The following is a 16640-nucleotide window of genomic DNA, read 5'->3' as shown; positions in this document are numbered from 1 at the left end:
CGGCGATTATCAGCCGCTTTCTCACATCTTGACGGTGAGCGGCCACACGTTCCAGATGTCGTCGCAGTACTCGGTGATCGCGCGGTCGGATGAGAACTTGCCGCTACGGGCGGTATTCAGGATGGACATCTTTGTCCACGACTCCCTGTCCTGCCACGCGGCGCTCACCTGTTCCTGGCAGTTCACGTAGGCCGCATAGTCGGCGCACACCAGGAAGGGGTCGTCATGGCGCAGGTTGTCCACCAGGGGCCGGAACACCTCGGTGTCGCCGCGCGAGAACGTGCCGCCGGCAATCAGGTCGAGCACCGCACGCAGCTCGTCATTGCCCTCTATGTAGTCGCCAGGGCGGTATCCGCCCGCCTTAACCGACTCGACCTCCTGCTCGGTGAGCCCGAACAGGAAGAAATTCTCCGGGCCCACCTCGTCGCGCATCTCCACGTTCGCGCCGTCGAGCGTGCCGACGGTAAGGGCGCCGTTGATCATGAACTTCATGTTCCCGGTGCCGGACGCTTCCTTGCCCGCCGTGGAGATCTGCTCGGACAGGTCGGCGGCCGGGTAAATCATGTGGGCGTTCTGCACGTTGAAGTTCGGCACGAACGCCACCTTCAGGAACCGGTTGACGTCCGGGTCGGCGTTGACGGTTTCCCCAACGGCGTTGATCAACTTGATGATCCGCTTGGCCATGAAGTATCCGGGCGCGGCCTTGCCGCCGAAGATGAAGGCCCGCTGCGGAATCGACAGCCCCGGGTCCTGCTTGAGCCGGTGATACAGCGCCACGACGTGCAGCACGTTGAGATGCTGACGCTTGTACTCGTGGATGCGCTTGACCTGGACGTCGAACATCCAGTCGGGATTGAGCTCGACGCCGGCCACCGAGCGGATGTATTTGGCGAGGCGCGCTTTGTTGTTGCGTTTGATGTCGCGCCATTCGCGACGGAAAGCGGCGTCGTCGACGAATGGCTCGAGACCGCGCAGGCGCCCGAGATCGGTCAGCCAGCCGTCCCCGACGGTGCGGTCCAGCAGTTCGCGGAGCCCGGGATTGGCCAGCGCCAGGAAGCGGCGCGGCGTCACGCCGTTGGTCTTGTTGCTGAACCGCTCCGGCCACAGCTCGTAGAAGTCTTTGAGCACACTGCTTTTGAGCAACTCGGAGTGCAACGCGGCGACACCGTTGATGGCGTGGCTGCCGACGGTGGCCAGGTGCGCCATCCGGACGTTCTTGCCGCCGTTCTCGCCGATGAGCGACATCCGGCTGACCCGCGCCTCGTCGCCCGGGAAGCGCGCACGCACCTCGTCGAGGAATCGGCGGTTGATCTCGTAGATGATCTCGAGGTGGCGCGGCAGCGACTCGGCGAACAAATCCAGCGGCCAGGTCTCCAATGCCTCGGGCAGCAGGGTGTGGTTGGTGTAACCGAACGTCGCCACCGTGATTTCCCACGCCTCATCCCAGTCCAGCTGGCGTTCGTCGACCAGCAACCGCATGAGCTCGGCCACGCCGATCGATGGATGGGTGTCGTTGAGCTGCAAGGCAAACCGCTGGGGGAGCTCCTTGACGGAAACGTCGGCGAGATCGTCCATGATGTGCAGCACATGCTGCAGCGAGCAGGACACGAAGAAGTACTGCTGCAACAGGCGCAGCTGTTTACCCGCCTCCGGCTCGTCGTTCGGGTAGAGCACCTTGGTAACGGTCTCCGACATGACCTCGTCCTCGACCGCCCCGTAGTAATCGCCGGTGTTGAAGGCCTCCAAAGCGAACGACTTGACGGCCCGCGCGCTCCACAACGTCAGCACGTTGCACGTGTTGACGCCGTAACCCTGGATGGGCGTGTCATAGGCCACCCCTTTCAGCACCCGCCCCGGCACCCATTGGACGCGGTCGTGGCCGGCGTCATCCGTGTCGTGAGCGGCGTAGCCGCCCCACTTGACCACGTAGTTCACGTCGGGTTTCGCTATCTCCCAAGGGTTTCCGTGGTCCAGCCAGTTGTCGGTCTGCTCAACCTGCCAGCCGTCGTGGATCTCCTAATCGAAAATGCCGAACTCGTAACGGATTCCGTAGCCGATCGCCGGCCGCTCCAGGGTGGCCAGCGAGTCCAGGTAGCACGCGGCGAGCCGGCCGAGGCCGCCGTTGCCCAAGCCCGGCTCCTCTTCGCAGGCCAGGACCGTGTCCAGGTTCTGGCCCATCGCCGACAGTGCGTCACGGGCGGCCCGCTCCATGCCCAGATTCAGCAGGTTGTTGCCCAGCTGCGGGCCCATCAGGAATTCCGCCGACAGGTAGCAGGTCACCTTCCGGCCGAGATCGAGTGAGGTCTGCGTCGAGACCACGCGTCGGTCCTGCATCCGGTCGCGCACGGCCAGAGCGAGCGCCCGGTAGTAATGCTCGGGCCGCCGGGCCGCGGCCGGGCGGCCGATCGAGTAGCGCAGGTGGTCGTTGATGGCGCGCTGCAGCGCGGCCGCGCTCATCCCGGTGCGGGAGTGCTCAATCAGATCCGCCCGGGCGGGGCTGGTGGGGGAGAGCCCATCGGAAGGTGTCTGCTCGACATCGGTCATGGTGGGTCCTATCCCTCGAGGTTGCCGCAATCAACCTGTCCGCCCCGGGGCGGCAGACCGTCAGTCTGGCAGCGATGTTTGCACACCAGGCGCGCAGTTGAAGGCTGTTACGTAAACACCAGCTCACGGGCCGGCGACGGTATGGCGTTGAGGTCAGAAGAGCATAGCGGTGGCGGGAATGGAGCGCCGTGTGTCTCAAAGCGAGGGGCAGCGCGACCACGAATCCGAATATGTTTCGACCATGTGGAACGTCGACGGATGCAACGTGTTCGGCGAGGCTGCCGGCACCGGCGAGCCGGTCCTGCTGCTGCACGGCTATCCCCAGAGCGCGTCCTGCTGGCGCCACCAGATCAAGGCGCTGGCCGACAGCCATCATGTCGTGGCGCCGGACTGGCCCGGCTTCGGCCGGTCCGCTCCACCGGCGACCGCACCCACCTACGACGAAGAGGTAGAGCGGATCGAACGATTCGTGGCGGAGTTGGGATGGCAACGGTTCAACCTGTGCGCCCACGATTACGGTGGCTTCATCGGACTCGGCTATGCCATCCGCCATCCCGAGCGGGTGCTGCGACTCGCTCTGTTGAACACCCGCGCACATGGCATCTTTCGCCCGTGGTTCTACCGCTTCTCGCGAGGCCAACACTGGATCGCTACCCACCCGCCAGCGTCTCGTGCCGCACAACATCTTCCGCTGGCCACGCTGCACCATTTAGCGCTGGCCCGCTACCGAAGGCTCGGCTGTTTCGACACCGTGCTGGAAGCCGAGTACCTGGGCTGGATGAATTCGCCGGAGGGAAAGCGCACGTTCTGGAACTTCTTCGCGCACTATCCGGTGCCCATCGTCCCGTGGCTCGCGGAGCGACTCGGGACGATACGGTGCCCGGTCGCCGTAATCTGGGGTGACCGCGATCCCTATATCCCGTTCAGCGCCGCGCGCGAATTGGCCGAGTCCATTCCGCACGCCACGCTGGTTCGGCTGCGCGGCGCCGACCACTACGTCATGGAGGAACGCCCCGACGAGGTGACCAGCGCGCTGGTCAGTCTGCTGGGTGCACCGTTGACGGCCCACACCTAGCGTCAGTGTGCGCCGGACAGGTTCAGCGTCAGCACGCCAGCGATGATCAGCCCGACCCCGACGATCTTGGCGACCGAGATCGTCGAGCCGAGAAACAGCACGGCGATCAGCACGATCAGGGCCGTACCGATTGCCGACCACAGCGCGTAGGCGACGTCCGTTTGCATGCCGCGCGAGATCGACAGCGCCAGGAGCGCAAATGAGATCGCGTAACCCGTTAGGCAGACGACCGTCGGCCACAATCGGGTGAAGCCTTCCGTGCTCTTGAGCAGGCTGGTCGCGGCTACTTCCGCAAGAATGGCGCAGAGAAGTAAAACGTATGTCACGAAATCTCCTTGGGCGGGCGACGGGCGGACGGCAGATGGAAGCTAACCCGATGACGATTCATTGGGGTTGTGGGCCTTAGCTTCGTCTGCAACTCGGCCCTTCGGTGGCTGAGTTCCTTCACCCGCTGCTTGACCTGCGCGGCTCGTCCCGAAGGATTCGATTGCCCACGGGGAAAGTTCGGCCATCACCAATCCATTCCACGAGCCAACGTCTTAACCGCCCGATATAAGCGATTATGACGCTAGGCCGGTACAAATGGCGCCACCGCGAAGACACTGCGTGGTGGCCCGTTCGGCTCTGCCACCCAGAGGAGGATAACGACATGGGCGTCCGATGAACCCTTCCGCGCGGCCGTTGAAGTTTGATGTCGGCGATGTGATCGGTGAGGAAGCGTCGCTGGCCGCGACGTACTATCCCGCGCGCACCGGTGCGCAGACGCCGGCACTATTGGTCTGTCTGCCTGGAGGTACCTACAGCCGCGACTACTGGGACCTGCGCATCCCCGGTCAACACGGGTACAGCTTCGCCGACTTCGCCACCGGGAACGGCTACGCCGTCGTCACCATCGACCCCCTGGGCACCGGCGAAAGCTCCCAACCCGCACGTGATTTCGGCTTCACCGACATCGCCGCCGCGCTCGCTCATGCGGTCTCCGCGTTGCCTGACGTAACGGGAATCCAAGCACCCCCCGTGGCAATGGCCCATTCCCTCGGCGGCTACCTCGCGATCACGCAACAAGCACTGTTCTCCAGCTTCGCCGCACTGGCCTTGCTCGGGTGCACCAATCAACACGTGGCGCCGCTGAACCTCGATCCGGAATTCATCGCCCGGTCGGCAACCGCGCAGGGACGCGCCGAGCTCGCCCGGGAGATACTGTCCGCTCTGCCGCAGCCCTATTTCGAGGGTCCGCGCGAGCACTTGCAGAGTTGGTTCCACCTTGCCGATGTTCCCGCCGACGTCGTGGCCGCGGACTGCGTCGTCGCAAAATCAATGGTGCCGCGCGTGTTCGGCACCGCCATGATCCCCGGGGTCGTCGCTGAACACGCCGCGCTGATCGATGTCCCGGTGTTGATCGGGTACGGCGTCGTCGACGTCTCACCGGACCCACGCGCCGAGGCCGGTGTCTATCGCAGCTGCCCGGACATCACCACCCTGGTGCTGGGCGACAGCGCGCACTGCCACAACATGGCGGCGGGCCGGCATCGCCTTTGGCGGCGTCTGCTCGACTGGGCTGCGACCGTAACCTTTCGATCGTGACAAAGGATTTCGAACGGCGGCTCGGTCGCCACACGCCGGCGGTGCTGAGTGTGTTTCGGGCCGTATACGGATTGCTGTTCGCGGCCTACGGCTCGAGGAGCCTCTTTGACTGGCCCGTCCCTTCGCCCGTTCGCGTCGAGTTCGGTTCCTGGCCCGGCTGGTACGCCGGGTTGATCGAAGTCGTCGCGGGTCTGCTGATCGCGACCGGCCTGTTCACCCGGGCCGTCGCGTTCGTGGCCTCGGGGGAGATGGCGGTCGCCTATTTCTGGATCCATCAGCCGCAAGCGCTCTGGCCCGTCGCCGATCCGCCGGCGGGCAACGGCGGCGGGCTGGCGATCCTCTTCTGCTTCGCGTTCCTGCTGCTGGTGTTCACGGGCGGCGGGAACTACTCGATCGATGCCTTGCGCAGGACGGCACTTCCCCTCGGCGGATGATAATGGCATTCTCTGATACGGAGAAGCCATTTCCGTAGGAGGCCGATGATGAGCGCTGACCGACGGTGCGAAGGGATGGTGGCCCTCGTCACCGGCAGCAGCCGGGGGCTGGGCAAGGCGATCGCCGCACGGCTCGCCTCGCGAGGTGCCACGGTCGCGCTGACCGCCCGCACGATGGACCCCGACCCCAAATACCAAGGGTCGCTGAGTCAAACCCTGGACGAGGTTGTGGCCGCCGACGGGAAGGCCGTCGCGGTCCAAGCCGATCTGTCCCAGTCCGCGGAACGCGAACGGCTTTTCGCGGAGGTGGTCGGCGCCGTCGGCCCCCCGGACATCCTGGTCAACAATGCGGCGGTGACCTTCCTGCGGCCCCTGGACGCGTTTCCCGAACGGCGGGCCCGCCTGATGATGGAGATGCATGTTCTGGGCCCACTGCAGTTGAGCCAACTGGCGATCCCGGCGATGCGCGAACGCGGGCGGGGCTGGATCCTGAACGTGACCTCGGTGGGCGGCGATCTGCCGCCGGGACCGCCGTTCTCGGAATTCGACCGCACCGCGGGCTTCGGGATCTACGGGACGGTCAAGGCCGCGCTCAACCGGCTGACGAAAAGCCTTGCGGCCGAGCTGTACGACGACGGCATCGCCGTCAACGCCGCCGCTCCCAGCAATCCCGTGGCCACGCCCGGGGCCGGCACCCTCGACCTGGCCAAGACCGACACCGAGGACATCGAACTGATCACCGAGACGGCCTATCGGCTGTGTACCGGTGACCCGAAGACCCTGACCGGGCGCATCGCGCACACCCAGCCCTTCCTCGCCGAGGTCGGCTGGACCAAGCCCGCCGGCTGAATGGCCGAGCTCGAGCCGGACCAGTTGCGGCGACGACTGGACGGCGCCGGCGTGACCGGAGTCGCGCCGCTGTCCGGGGGGGCCTCCAGTCTCACGTTCGGGGGCGCCATGGATGACCGGCCGGTGGTGATCAAGGTTGCTCCGCCCGGTGTCGAGCCCGTCGCGCATCGCGACGTGCTCCGGCAGGCACGCATCATCAAAGCCCTTGCCGGAACACGGGTTCCGGTGCCCGAAGTGCTCTGGGAGGACCGGGGAGAACCGCCGCACACGCCGCCCTTGTTCGTGATGTCACGCCGCGAGGGCGACTGCGTCGAACCGCTTTTCGACGGCGGTCCCGGATCTCCCGATCTTCCCGATCGGTACCGCAATGCGGGCCGCGTCATGGCCGCGCTGCACGGTCTGTCGCTGGGCGAGCTTGGCCTGGGCGGTGAATCGATTGTCGACGCGGTCGCCGAGGTCCGGCGGTGGTCCGAAACGCTGGGGACCGTCGACGCGGCGCTGGTGCCCGATTGGCCGGGGGTGCGCGACGCGCTGTTGGGTTGCGCGCCAACGGCTATCAGACCGAGCGTGGTACATGGCGATTTCCGGCTGGGCAACCTGATGGCCGCCGGCTCCCGCATCAACGCGGTAATCGATTGGGAAATCTGGTCGGTGGGCGATCCCCGTATCGACGCCGGCTGGTTTCTCATCAATTGCGACCCGGACACGTACCGGCGCGTTACCGGCTCAGCGGGGATAGTGCCGCCCGTCGGTGAGCTCGCCGAGATCTACCAGGAAGAGCTGGGCCGCGAGGTCACCGACTTGGCCTGGTTCAGCGCGCTGGCGTGCTTCAAGTCGGCGGCGACGTGGTCGCTGATCGTCAAGCACAATCGGCGGAGGCGCACACCACGAAAGGAATTGGAAGACATGGCGGCAACACTCCCGAGGCTGCTGGATCGGGCGCGGTCACTGCTGGATTAACGGGTCACCCGATCAGCTGCAGTTGGCGTGGAGATTTTGGCACCACATTCCGACGCCACCCCAGTCACCCGACGAGCCGACTGAATCTTCGTATGGGTTCGTCATTGTGGTCGGGTACTGGATCTGCCATTCGTCGATCGTCGGGATGTCGTCCACCTGGCCCGGGTCCGGAGACGCGAGCGCTATTCCCACCGCCATTCCGGTGCCGCCCGTCAAAGCTGCAAGGGCCGTCAAACCCACGACGAGTAGAGCAGCAAATCTAGGTTTCATCGTCGCGGCCTTCCGTCGTCTGCCTGAACCGCCGGCTAACAGGCTCAATCCTACCTTCGGCGCCCATATCGCATAAGAGTCACAAAGACACAACAACTCTGATCGGCCGCCCGGCAAATTTCGCGACTCGAAACGGCACGTGCGTACGTTGGCGTGCGTGAGGCCGGTTGCCGTGGTCGTTCGTCGCGCGCTGGTGGTGGCCGTTTGCCTCGTCATGTCTGTGGTCACGGCGCCGGCGGCGGCCGCTGATCCTGAGGGCGGTCCCGAGGTCGAGCCTGCCGCTGCAGTTTCGGCACCGGCCGAGGGGGCGGTGCCCTCGAATCCCCCCGTCATCCTCAACACCCCGGACGGCTGGACCCTGGGGCTGGGCGCGAAGGACGAGTCGCAGGTTCCGGTGGCACCGCTGACCACGTCCGTCGCGTCGCGCGAATACATGGCCAGCGGCATCTTCGTCGGCTCGCTGAGAGGATCCGAAGAGCCCCACGGCGTCCTGGAAGTGGGCTATCAGATCGGCTGCGGGATCGACATGAGCACCTCCAACGGCGTGATCATGGAGGGCGGTGTCGGCATCATCCCCGGCGTCAGCCCCACCTTCGACACCACCGGTACATTGCCGCCCCTGCTGCCGTTCGTTTCGACTCCGATGAACGGCGTGATGAGCATCGGAATGAAACCCGGCCTCGTCCTCACGGTGCCGGTGATCAAGAAACAATTCAAGGGTGCCAATCCCTGGGTCATGATCAGCAACTTCCACATCAAGATCGACGGGTGCGTGGGCCAGTCGTTCATCCGCTCCTATGCGGTGCTGACCCGGATGACCGACCTGTCCGACGTGGTGCTGTCGTACGTCGGCGTCACCAAATCGGTTTAACCGCGGGGGATGCCGGCCAGCCTGTCGGCGAACTTCGCCTCCGCGGCCGCGCGCAACCGCAGTAGGTGCTCGGACGGAAACAGGTCGGGTGCCGGCTCGCGGTCCTTCAACAGCAAGCGGGCCAGCGTCACCTTGTGCACCTCGGTCGGTCCGTCGGCAAGCCCCAGCACGAACGACTCCACCAAGTACTGCACGAACGGCATCTCGTGCGTGGTGCCCAGTGATCCGTGCAGTTGCAGCGCCCGCGACGACACGTCGTGCAGCACCTTCTGCATCATCGCCTTGACCGCCGAGATGTCCGCCCGCACCGCCTTGTAATCGTTGAATTGGTCGATTTTCCAAGCGGTTTGCAGCGTCAGCAGCCGGAAGGCCTCGATCTCCATCCACGAGTCGGCGATAATCTCCTGAACGAGCTGCTTGTTGGACAGCACCTCGCCCTGGGTGTACCGCGACACCGCCCGCTCGCAGAGCATGTCGAAGATCCGGCGGACCAGCCCGACGGTGCGCATCGCGTGGTGAATCCGCCCGCCGCCCAAGCGGGTTTGCGCGACCACGAAGGCCCCGCCCCGCGGACCCAGCATGTGATCGGCCGGCACGCGCACGTTCTCGTAGCGGACATAGCCCTCGCGCCCGCCGCCGACCGGCTGGTAGCCCAGGCCGACGTCGCGCAGCACGTTGATGCCCGGGGTATCGCCGGGAACGACGAACATCGAATAACGCTGATACGGCGGCGCGTCGGGATCGGTCATGGCCATCACGATGATGAAAGATGCCATCGACGCGAATGACGAAAACCACTTCTCGCCGTTGATGACCCAGTGGTTCCCGTCGGGTACAGCGGTGGTGCGGAAGACCTTAGGGTCGGCACCGCCCTGCGGCTCGGTCATCGAAAAGCAGGACACGATCCGATTGTCGAGCAGTGGCTCGAGGTAGCGGGCCTTGAGTTCCGGGGTGCCGTAGTGCGCCAGGATTTCGCTGTTGCCCGAGTCGGGAGCCTGGGAGCCGAAGACGATCGGCGCGCATTCCGACCGACCCAGAATCTCGTTGAGCAGCGCCAGTTTCACCTGGCCGTAGCCCGGGCCGCCCAGATGCGGACCGAGGTGGGTGGCCCAAAGGCCGCGGTCCTTGACGATCTCTTGCAGCGGCGGGATCAGGGCCTGGCGGACCGGATCGTTGAGGTCGTGCGACTCCTTGACGATCAGGTCGATCGGTTCGCACTCCTCGCGCACGAAGTCCTCGACCCACTTGAGTTGCTGTGCCCACTCGGGATCGGTGGAGAAGTCCCACGCCATGCGGCGTCCTTTCTAGGTTGCTGACTCCGTCACGACGTCCATTTCTTGCGGCGCTCGGCCGCCTCGTCGGTGGCGTGCGAAATCACCTGGTTGCGGTTCTCCAGCTCGAGCGCCGCGGAGAGACTCGCGGCGTCGGTGTTGACCTGGAGGGCGCGCTTGGTCAGTTGCGCGCCCAGCGGGGCATGGCCGGCTATCAGCGACGCCAACTCGACGGCCCGCTCCGCTAACCGATTCGGTTCGAGCACCTCGCTGACCAGGCCGCGCCGATCGGCTTCGGCGGCCGGCACGGTGCGGCCGGTGAGCATCCAGTCGGCGGCCACGCTGGTGCCGACGATGCGCGGCAGGTGGTAGCTCATGCCCATCTCGGCCGCGGAGAGCCCGAGCAGGATGGCGGCGTTGCCGAATGATGCGCTCTGCGAACAGATTCGGATGTCGGCCGCCAGGCATAGCGCGAGGCCGGCTCCCACGCAGGGTCCGTTGACCGCGGCGATCACGGGTTGCGGCAGCGCACGGACGGCTTCCACCAGGCCCGCCATCCGCTCCTGGAAGCGCATCCGCTCCAGCGCGGGTGCGGTGGCCTCCAGCATCGATGGGCCGAAGTCCCGCACGTCGATGCCGGCGCAAAAGCCTCGCCCCGCGCCGGTCAGCACCACCGCACGCACTGAGCGGTCGGTGGCCAAATCGGCCAGCGTCTCCCGCAATTCGGTTTGCATCGCCTCGTTGATGGCGTTGAGCTGCTTCGGGCGGTTCAGGCGCAGCACGACGACACCGTCGCACGGCCGATCGCGCTCCAGCGCGCCCGGCGCGCTCACACCGGCTCGATGACGGTCGCCGTGCTGGAGCCCGTCCGCTCGGCCGGCGCGGTGAGGCGGCGGACAGACACGGCCCGCCAACGTGAGGCGAGCGGCCCTCCGTCGGGGCGGCCTCGGCCGCGCGGCGCGCGTAGCGCATCGAGGATCGAGGCGTCGATGACGACTCCCATCGTTCGGGCGCGGTACCTGACAGGACACGGTCATAGTAATCCGTCTCTCGATCTTGGAGAACTCTATTCTCCGAGCCGGCGAAGCGATTCTCCCGCGCCCCCGCATAGGCTTGGTGACCATGCAGGGGTGGGGTGAAATAGGCCGATGAGGTTAGCGGGCAAGCGGCATGCGGTGTCGATCCTGGTGCTGTCCGCGCTGACAGCGGGATGCACCGTGACCACCGACGGGAGGGTGGTTGCGGCTCCGACGTTGGGTCATGCCCCGCAACCGCTGCCGACCGGCGCGCTGTCCGGATTGCTGCTCGATACCGGTGATGTGGGCTCCATCATGGATGCTCACATGGAAGTCGTGGCTTCCGCCGACACGATGTACACCAACCGTCCCCTCGAGGATGGATGCTTGGTTTGGGCCGAAGCACAGGATTACTCCTACCAAGGCAGCGGCTGGACAGCTGTGCGCGTTCAGGAGCTGAAGGACCACCGCGATCGTGCGGACCACATCGCCTACCAGGCGGTGGTGGCGTTTCCTGGGGCTATGGCCGCCCATGACTTCTATGCAAGCCAGGTGACCGGCTGGGCCAACTGCGATAACCGGCGTGTCGATCTGCATGACCCGAGCGACCCGAACCCTCATTACTGGTCGCTGACTAAGGCCAGCGTCGAGGACGGCGTCTTGGCGATAACTCGGGTTCAAGAAGAGGGTGGGGAGGGCTGGGCGTGCCAGCGGGCGTTGACGACCGCGAATAACGTTGTCGTCGACGTGAGCGCCTGCGCCGATCACATCGGCGATCGGGGTGCTCAGATCGCCAAACGGATCGCAAAAAAGATCCCGTAGAAGCGAGCCCTGCCGAGGGGAATCCGGCGTCGAGCACATCGGTGCGTCCAATCCGTCCCGGCTCGGCGGCGAAAGCGTTTGCAACATATTGGTTTTGGGGAGACCCGGCGGTTGGGTGCGCGAGGATGCGGTTGGCCCCAAGCCGCCTCGGTCGCGAATCGGGGCGTAGCTGTGCGCTCTGCGAAACAACCAGTCCGACAGGGACATTGGGCTGGGTGGTCGCGCTGCGGCGCCGGGCGCGCGAGCGGACGGGTCCCCGCGGTGTACAGCGGATCAACAGCGAAGACGGTGCATAACCGGGCGCGCAGCGGGGTAGCCCGCACGGCATGACGAAGATCGGATACTTTCTGTCCTGCGAGCAATACAGCCCCAAGGAACTCGTGGACCAGGCCAAGCGTGCGGAGGCGGCCGGGTTTGACGCGCTGTGGATCTCCGACCACTTTCACCCTTGGAACGACGAGCAGGGCCAGAGCCCCTTCGTGTGGGGCGTCATCGGGGCGCTCTCCGAGGTGACGTCGCTGCCCGTCAGCACCGCCGTCACGTGCCCGACGATCCGGACGCACCCGGCGATCATCGCGCAGGCGTCCGCCACCGCCGCCGTCCAACTCGACGGCCGCTTCGTGCTCGGGGTGGGCAGCGGCGAAGCGCTGAACGAACACATCCTCGGCGACCCGTGGCCGTCGGTGGGCGTGCGCCAGGAAATGCTGGAGGAGGCGGTCGACGTGATCCGCCTGCTGCACCGCGGCGACGAGGTGAGCCACCACGGCAAGCACTACGAGGTGCAGGAGGCCCGCATCTACACGCGACCCGACCAGCCGGTGCCGATCTACGTCTCCGGCTTCGGCCCGCAGGGCGCGGAGCTGGCCGGACGCATCGGGGACGGCTTCGTTCTGGTGATGCCGGATGCCGGCCTCGTCAAGACATTCCGTGAGTCCGGCGGCGGCGACAAGCCCGTGCAGGGCGGCGCCAAAGTCAGCTGGGACAAGGACGCCGACACCGCGCTGAAGGCGGCGCACCGGCTGTGGGGTAACGACGCGCTGCCCGGGCAATCGGCGCAGACGCTGCCGCGCCCCAAGGACTTCGCCGCCCTGATGTCTCTCGTCACGCCGGACCAGGTTGCCGAAGCGGTCACCTGCGGGCCGGACCCCGACACGCATGTCGCGAAGGTGCGGGAGTACCTCGACGCCGACATCGACGAGGTGTATGTCCAGCAGGTCGGCCCGGACATGGACGGGTTCTTCGCCGCGTACGAGCGTGACGTGCTGCCTCAGCTGCGCGGCTGAGGTTGTGCTTCGGCATCGCCGTAGAAGGCCACCCGAAGCAGCGTGGAGATCTCGCTGACCAAGGGCATCCGAGGATTCGTGCGGTTGCTGAGGTCCTCGAAAGCCGTCATCGCCAATGCCGGTAGCGCCTCCAGGTACTGCTTCTCGTCGACGCCGCACTCGCGCACCGATCGAGGCATGTTCAGTCGGTTCAGCAGATCATCGACCCCATGAAACAACCGGCCGCGGGATTCGTCTGGTTCATGGCCGCCGAAGATCAGCTGACCGAGCTGTGCGTATTTGTCCGGGGCCACGTAGGCGGAATAACCCGGCGCGGGCATGAACTTGCTGGGCAGACTTGCGTTGTAGCGCAGCACGTGCGGCAGGAAAATACCGTTCGCCCGGCCATGCGGGATCTCGAATCTCGCCCCGACCGCATGGGCGAGCGCATGATTCGTCCCGACAAAAGCATTCGAAAAGGCAAGCCCGGCAAGGGTTGCCGCATTGGACATGTCAGTGCGCGCCGATAGGTCGTCGGGGTCGTCGTATGCCCTCGGCAACGCATCGAAGATCAGTCGCGCCGCCTGGGCGCACAACGCATCCGTATACGGCGACGCGAAGATCGAGACGGCCGCCTCCAGCGCATGGGTCAGCGCGTCGATGCCGGTGTCGGCGGTCAGTGTCTGCGGCATCGACGAGGTGAGGACCGGGTCGACGACCGCGAGGTCAGGCACCAGGCTGTAGTCGACGAGCGTCTCCTTCTTTCCGCGCACGGTCAGCACCGCGGCCGGTGAGACTTCCGATCCGGTACCCGATGTGGTTGGGACAGCCACCAATTGGACGCGATGGCGGTCGACCGGATAGTCGGCCACGCGCTTGCGCGGGTCGAGGAACGGCATCGTCAACTCGTCGAGACTCTTCTCCGGGTGTTCGTAGAACAGGCGGATCGCCTTGCCGGCGTCCAGCACCGAGCCGCCGCCCACGGCGACCAGCAGATCGGGTTGGACCCGCTGCAGCATCGCGACACCACGGCGGATGGTCCTCTCGTCGGGCTCCGGTGTCACCTCGTTGAACACCTGCACGTGTGGGGCGCGCAACTTGCCGCGCAGCGCCTCGACCACACCGCGCTCTTCGGTCTGGACGTCGGTGATCACCACGACGGTTTCGCATTCGAGCTCGCGCAAGTTGTCCAGTGCGCCTTCGTTGAAGTAGGTATTGGACGGGACACGGAACCACTGGGGCGGGGTACGGCGCCGCGAGACGGTCTTGATGTTCAGCAGCTGCCGATAGTTGACGTTCTCCGTCGTGCTGGAGCCGCCCCAGGTGCCGCAACCCAGCGAGAACGTCGGTGTCAGGTTGTTGTAGACCCCGCCGAGGGCTCCGACCGCAGTGGGCGCGTTCACCAGGATGCGGCCCGTGCGAACCGCCAGACCGTATGCCTCGATGACGTCCTCGTCGTTGGCGTACACCGCCGACGTGTGACCCAGCCCCCCATGCTCGGTGACCAGGACGGCCACGTCGATGGCGTGCTGTACGCCGCGTGCGCGCACCACGCCGAGCACCGGCATCAGCTTCTCCTGCAACAGGGGATGCGAAGCGAGCTCGTCCAGGTCGGCAGGTAGCTGTGCCAGCAGCACCTTCACGGTCGGCGACACGTTGAAGCCGGCTCGGGCGGCCAGCTCCGACGCCTTCTGCCCAACGGCCTCGTGCGAGATCTTGTCGCCGCAGCCAAAGGCGAACTCCGCCACCGCCGTGGCCTCGCCGGGGGTGAGCACTCGGGCGCCCATCCGCTCGAACTCGGCGATCACCTCGTCGTATACCTCGTCGTCGATGATGCAGGTTTGCTCGGCCGGGCAAATGACCGAGGAGTCAAAGGTTTTCGAGATCAAGATGTCGACGACCGCGCCTTTCAGGTCGGCCGTCTTGTGAACGTAGATGGGCGCGTTGCCGGGACCGACCGACAGCCCCGGCTTTCCGGCCGAATTCGCCAGCGCGACGATCTTCGGTCCGCCGGTCACCCAGATGAAATCGACCTTGGGATGCATGAACAGGTAGTGCGTCACCTCGTGCGCGGCGTCGGGAATGACCTGCAGCGCCCCGGGCGGCATCCCGGCCGCTTCGGCCGCGGTGCGGAGGATTTCGAGGCTGCGTTCGCAGCAGCGCACCGCATACGGTGACGGCCGGAAGAGGATCGCGTTGCGGGTCTTGGCGGCGACGATCGCCTTGAACAGCACCGTCGAGGTCGGGTTGGTCACCGGGGTGATGCCCAGCACCACCCCGATCGGCTCGGCCACGTACGCAATGTTGTGCTCGACGTCCTCCTCGACGACTCCCACCGATTTCTTGTCGCGCAAATAGTCGTGCAGGAACTCGGTGGCCACATAGTTCTTGACGACCTTGTCCTCGAAGACGCCGAAGCCCGTCTCCTCGATCGCCACGCTGGCCAGTTCGCCGGCCGCGCGGACTCCGGCACGCACCATCGCCTCGACGATCGCATCGACCTGCTGCTGATCGAGCTTGCGGAAGTCTCGGGCCGCCTCGGCCGCCGCGTCGACGATCGCATCGACTTCGCGGATGCGCTGTTCTGTGACGGCGGGCGCTTCGAGGGGCGAGGCGGTCTGAGTTCGGGTAGTGGTCATGATCGGGTTTTCGGCTCAGGAAGGGAACGCTAAGGGTCTCCAGAATGAGCAGATGCTGCGTCGTCCGCCTAGGGCTGAAAGGCCCTGGACTAGCTGGCCCGGCCAGGCCACATCTGGCGCGGGCGGACCGTCCGCGGTGCCCCGGAGGGGCCGATACTGCGATCATGCGCATCACCGTCGACTACGACCTCTGCGAGGGGCACGGGCAATGCCTGCTGGCGGCTCCCGACGTGTTCGACATTCCCGACGGTGCCGAACAGGTGGTGGTGCTCGAGCCGGACCCGCCCGAAGCCGACCGCGAACGGGTGATTCGGGCGGCCGCGATGTGCCCCGCGCAAGCGATCCGGATCCTCAACTGATCCGACCGGTTTCGGCAACGTCATCGAGCAACCGGTAGCGCCCCGCCAACGCGGCAGCGGCGATGCGGTTGTTGACTCCGAGTTTGTGCAGCAGCCCGGCGACCATGCGTTTGGCGGTGCGCTCCGACACCAGCATCCGCTGGGCGATGTCACCGGTCTCCATGCCGGTCGCGAGCAGCGTCCACAGTTGGAAATCCTGCGCGCTGAGGCTGTCCAGCAGCTCGGACGGCGGCTTGCGGGTGTTGCTAAGCAGCCCATCGAGCAGGGCGCCGTCGACGACCCGCAACCCCTCGGCGATCGTCCATAGTGGCCCCGCCAGCGCCTCCGGCCTGGCGGTTTTGGGCAGAAAACCGTCGGCTCCGGCCCGCAACGCCTCTTCGGCCAGCCCCAGGTCGTCGGTCCCCGAAAGCGCCAGGATCCGGGTCTTCGGGTGGCGCGCCTTGATGTGCCGGATGGCGGCGACCCCGCCCAGGGGAGGCATCGACAGGTCGATGATCGCGACATCGGCGTCGCAGCGAGCCACCAGGTCGGCGGCCTCTTCCACGTACGTCGTCTGGCCGCCGACGGTGAACAGTTCGCCCCATTCGCGGGTGAGCAACAGGGCCAGGCCCTGCGCGAACAGCTCATGGTCGTCGACGATCACCACGACAAACGGCGAACGAGTCATTGCCGCGATGCTAGCCC

14 protein-coding genes and 1 pseudogene are annotated in these 16640 nt (G+C 66.0%); 9 read left to right on the top strand and 6 right to left on the bottom strand.

From position 1 onward, the window contains the following. Positions 1-21: 21 nt before the first annotated feature. Positions 22-2457: pseudogene (locus A5773_RS01185) on the bottom strand (glycogen/starch/alpha-glucan phosphorylase). Between the two features lie 277 nt (positions 2458-2734). Here A5773_RS01185 and A5773_RS01180 point away from each other — a divergent pair. Next, a complete protein-coding gene (locus tag A5773_RS01180) occupies positions 2735-3619 on the top strand; it encodes an alpha/beta fold hydrolase (RefSeq protein ID WP_232001782.1) in 885 nt (294 codons plus the stop codon). Positions 3620-3621: 2 nt separating this feature from the next. Here the strand turns inward: A5773_RS01180 and A5773_RS01175 are convergent, their stop codons facing one another. After that, positions 3622-3945, bottom strand: a complete 324-nt coding sequence (locus A5773_RS01175) for a multidrug efflux SMR transporter (protein ID WP_066952274.1) — start codon at positions 3943-3945, stop codon at positions 3622-3624. Between the two features lie 334 nt (positions 3946-4279). On the opposite strand from A5773_RS01175, the gene A5773_RS01170 reads away from it, so the two are divergent. The 5 genes from A5773_RS01170 to A5773_RS01145 all read left to right on the top strand — a co-directional run bounded on the left by A5773_RS01170 (position 4280) and on the right by A5773_RS01145 (position 8587). Continuing rightward, positions 4280-5203 (top strand): alpha/beta hydrolase, encoded by a 924-nt coding sequence (locus tag A5773_RS01170; protein ID WP_067788990.1) that lies wholly within the window; start codon positions 4280-4282, stop codon positions 5201-5203. Further along, positions 5200-5637 carry a DoxX family protein gene (locus A5773_RS01165; protein ID WP_066952278.1) on the top strand — a complete coding sequence of 146 codons (438 nt, stop codon included), beginning with the start codon at positions 5200-5202 and terminating at the stop codon, positions 5635-5637. Before A5773_RS01170 ends, A5773_RS01165 begins: the two co-directional genes overlap by 4 nt. Before the next feature lie 48 nt (positions 5638-5685). Then, positions 5686-6486 (top strand): SDR family NAD(P)-dependent oxidoreductase, encoded by an 801-nt coding sequence (locus A5773_RS01160; RefSeq protein WP_067789113.1) that lies wholly within the window; start codon positions 5686-5688, stop codon positions 6484-6486. After that, entirely contained in the window at positions 6487-7446 is a 960-nt protein-coding gene (locus tag A5773_RS01155) for a phosphotransferase family protein (RefSeq protein WP_067788987.1), read from the top strand. Between the two features lie 484 nt (positions 7447-7930). Next, positions 7931-8587, top strand: a complete 657-nt coding sequence (locus A5773_RS01145) for an MspA family porin (protein ID WP_067789110.1) — start codon at positions 7931-7933, stop codon at positions 8585-8587. Here A5773_RS01145 and A5773_RS01140 read toward each other — a convergent pair. Both A5773_RS01140 and A5773_RS01135 read right to left on the bottom strand, forming a co-directional pair. Beyond that, complete coding sequence (locus A5773_RS01140; protein WP_067788984.1) at positions 8584-9879, bottom strand: acyl-CoA dehydrogenase family protein; 1296 nt, start codon at positions 9877-9879, stop codon at positions 8584-8586. The genes A5773_RS01145 and A5773_RS01140 overlap by 4 nt on opposite strands. 29 nt (positions 9880-9908) lie before the next feature. Further along, positions 9909-10691, bottom strand: coding sequence for an enoyl-CoA hydratase/isomerase family protein (locus A5773_RS01135; RefSeq protein ID WP_067788982.1), 783 nt, complete (start codon positions 10689-10691; stop codon positions 9909-9911). A gap of 342 nt (positions 10692-11033) precedes the next feature. Between A5773_RS01135 and A5773_RS01130 the strand changes: the two genes are divergently transcribed. Then, entirely contained in the window at positions 11034-11696 is a 663-nt protein-coding gene (locus tag A5773_RS01130) for a sensor domain-containing protein (protein WP_231989286.1), read from the top strand. A 326-nt stretch (positions 11697-12022) separates the two neighbouring features. Further along, positions 12023-12979, top strand: coding sequence for an LLM class F420-dependent oxidoreductase (locus tag A5773_RS01125; protein ID WP_067788980.1), 957 nt, complete (start codon positions 12023-12025; stop codon positions 12977-12979). Here the strand turns inward: A5773_RS01125 and adhE are convergent. Continuing rightward, positions 12964-15597: a bifunctional acetaldehyde-CoA/alcohol dehydrogenase gene (gene adhE, locus A5773_RS01120; protein WP_067788977.1), complete on the bottom strand. Its 2634-nt coding sequence runs from the start codon at positions 15595-15597 to the stop codon at positions 12964-12966. The two genes, A5773_RS01125 and adhE, sit on opposite strands and share 16 nt — an antisense overlap. 164 nt (positions 15598-15761) lie before the next feature. Here adhE and A5773_RS01115 point away from each other — a divergent pair, with 164 nt between their 5' ends. Then, on the top strand, positions 15762-15956 hold the full coding sequence (locus tag A5773_RS01115; protein ID WP_066952295.1) for a ferredoxin: 195 nt from the start codon (positions 15762-15764) through the stop codon (positions 15954-15956). Here the strand turns inward: A5773_RS01115 and A5773_RS01110 are convergent. After that, a complete protein-coding gene (locus A5773_RS01110; RefSeq protein ID WP_197505507.1) occupies positions 15949-16623 on the bottom strand; it encodes a response regulator transcription factor in 675 nt (224 codons plus the stop codon). The genes A5773_RS01115 and A5773_RS01110 overlap by 8 nt on opposite strands. Between the last annotated feature and the right edge of the window lie 17 nt (positions 16624-16640).

The sequence above is a fragment of the Mycobacterium sp. 852014-52450_SCH5900713 genome (assembly GCF_001667075.1).
In the GTDB taxonomy this organism is placed as follows: Bacteria; Actinomycetota; Actinomycetes; order Mycobacteriales; family Mycobacteriaceae; genus Mycobacterium.
The sequence above is the reverse complement of the archived record's forward strand: the minus strand, read 5'-3'. Positions and strand labels throughout refer to the sequence as shown.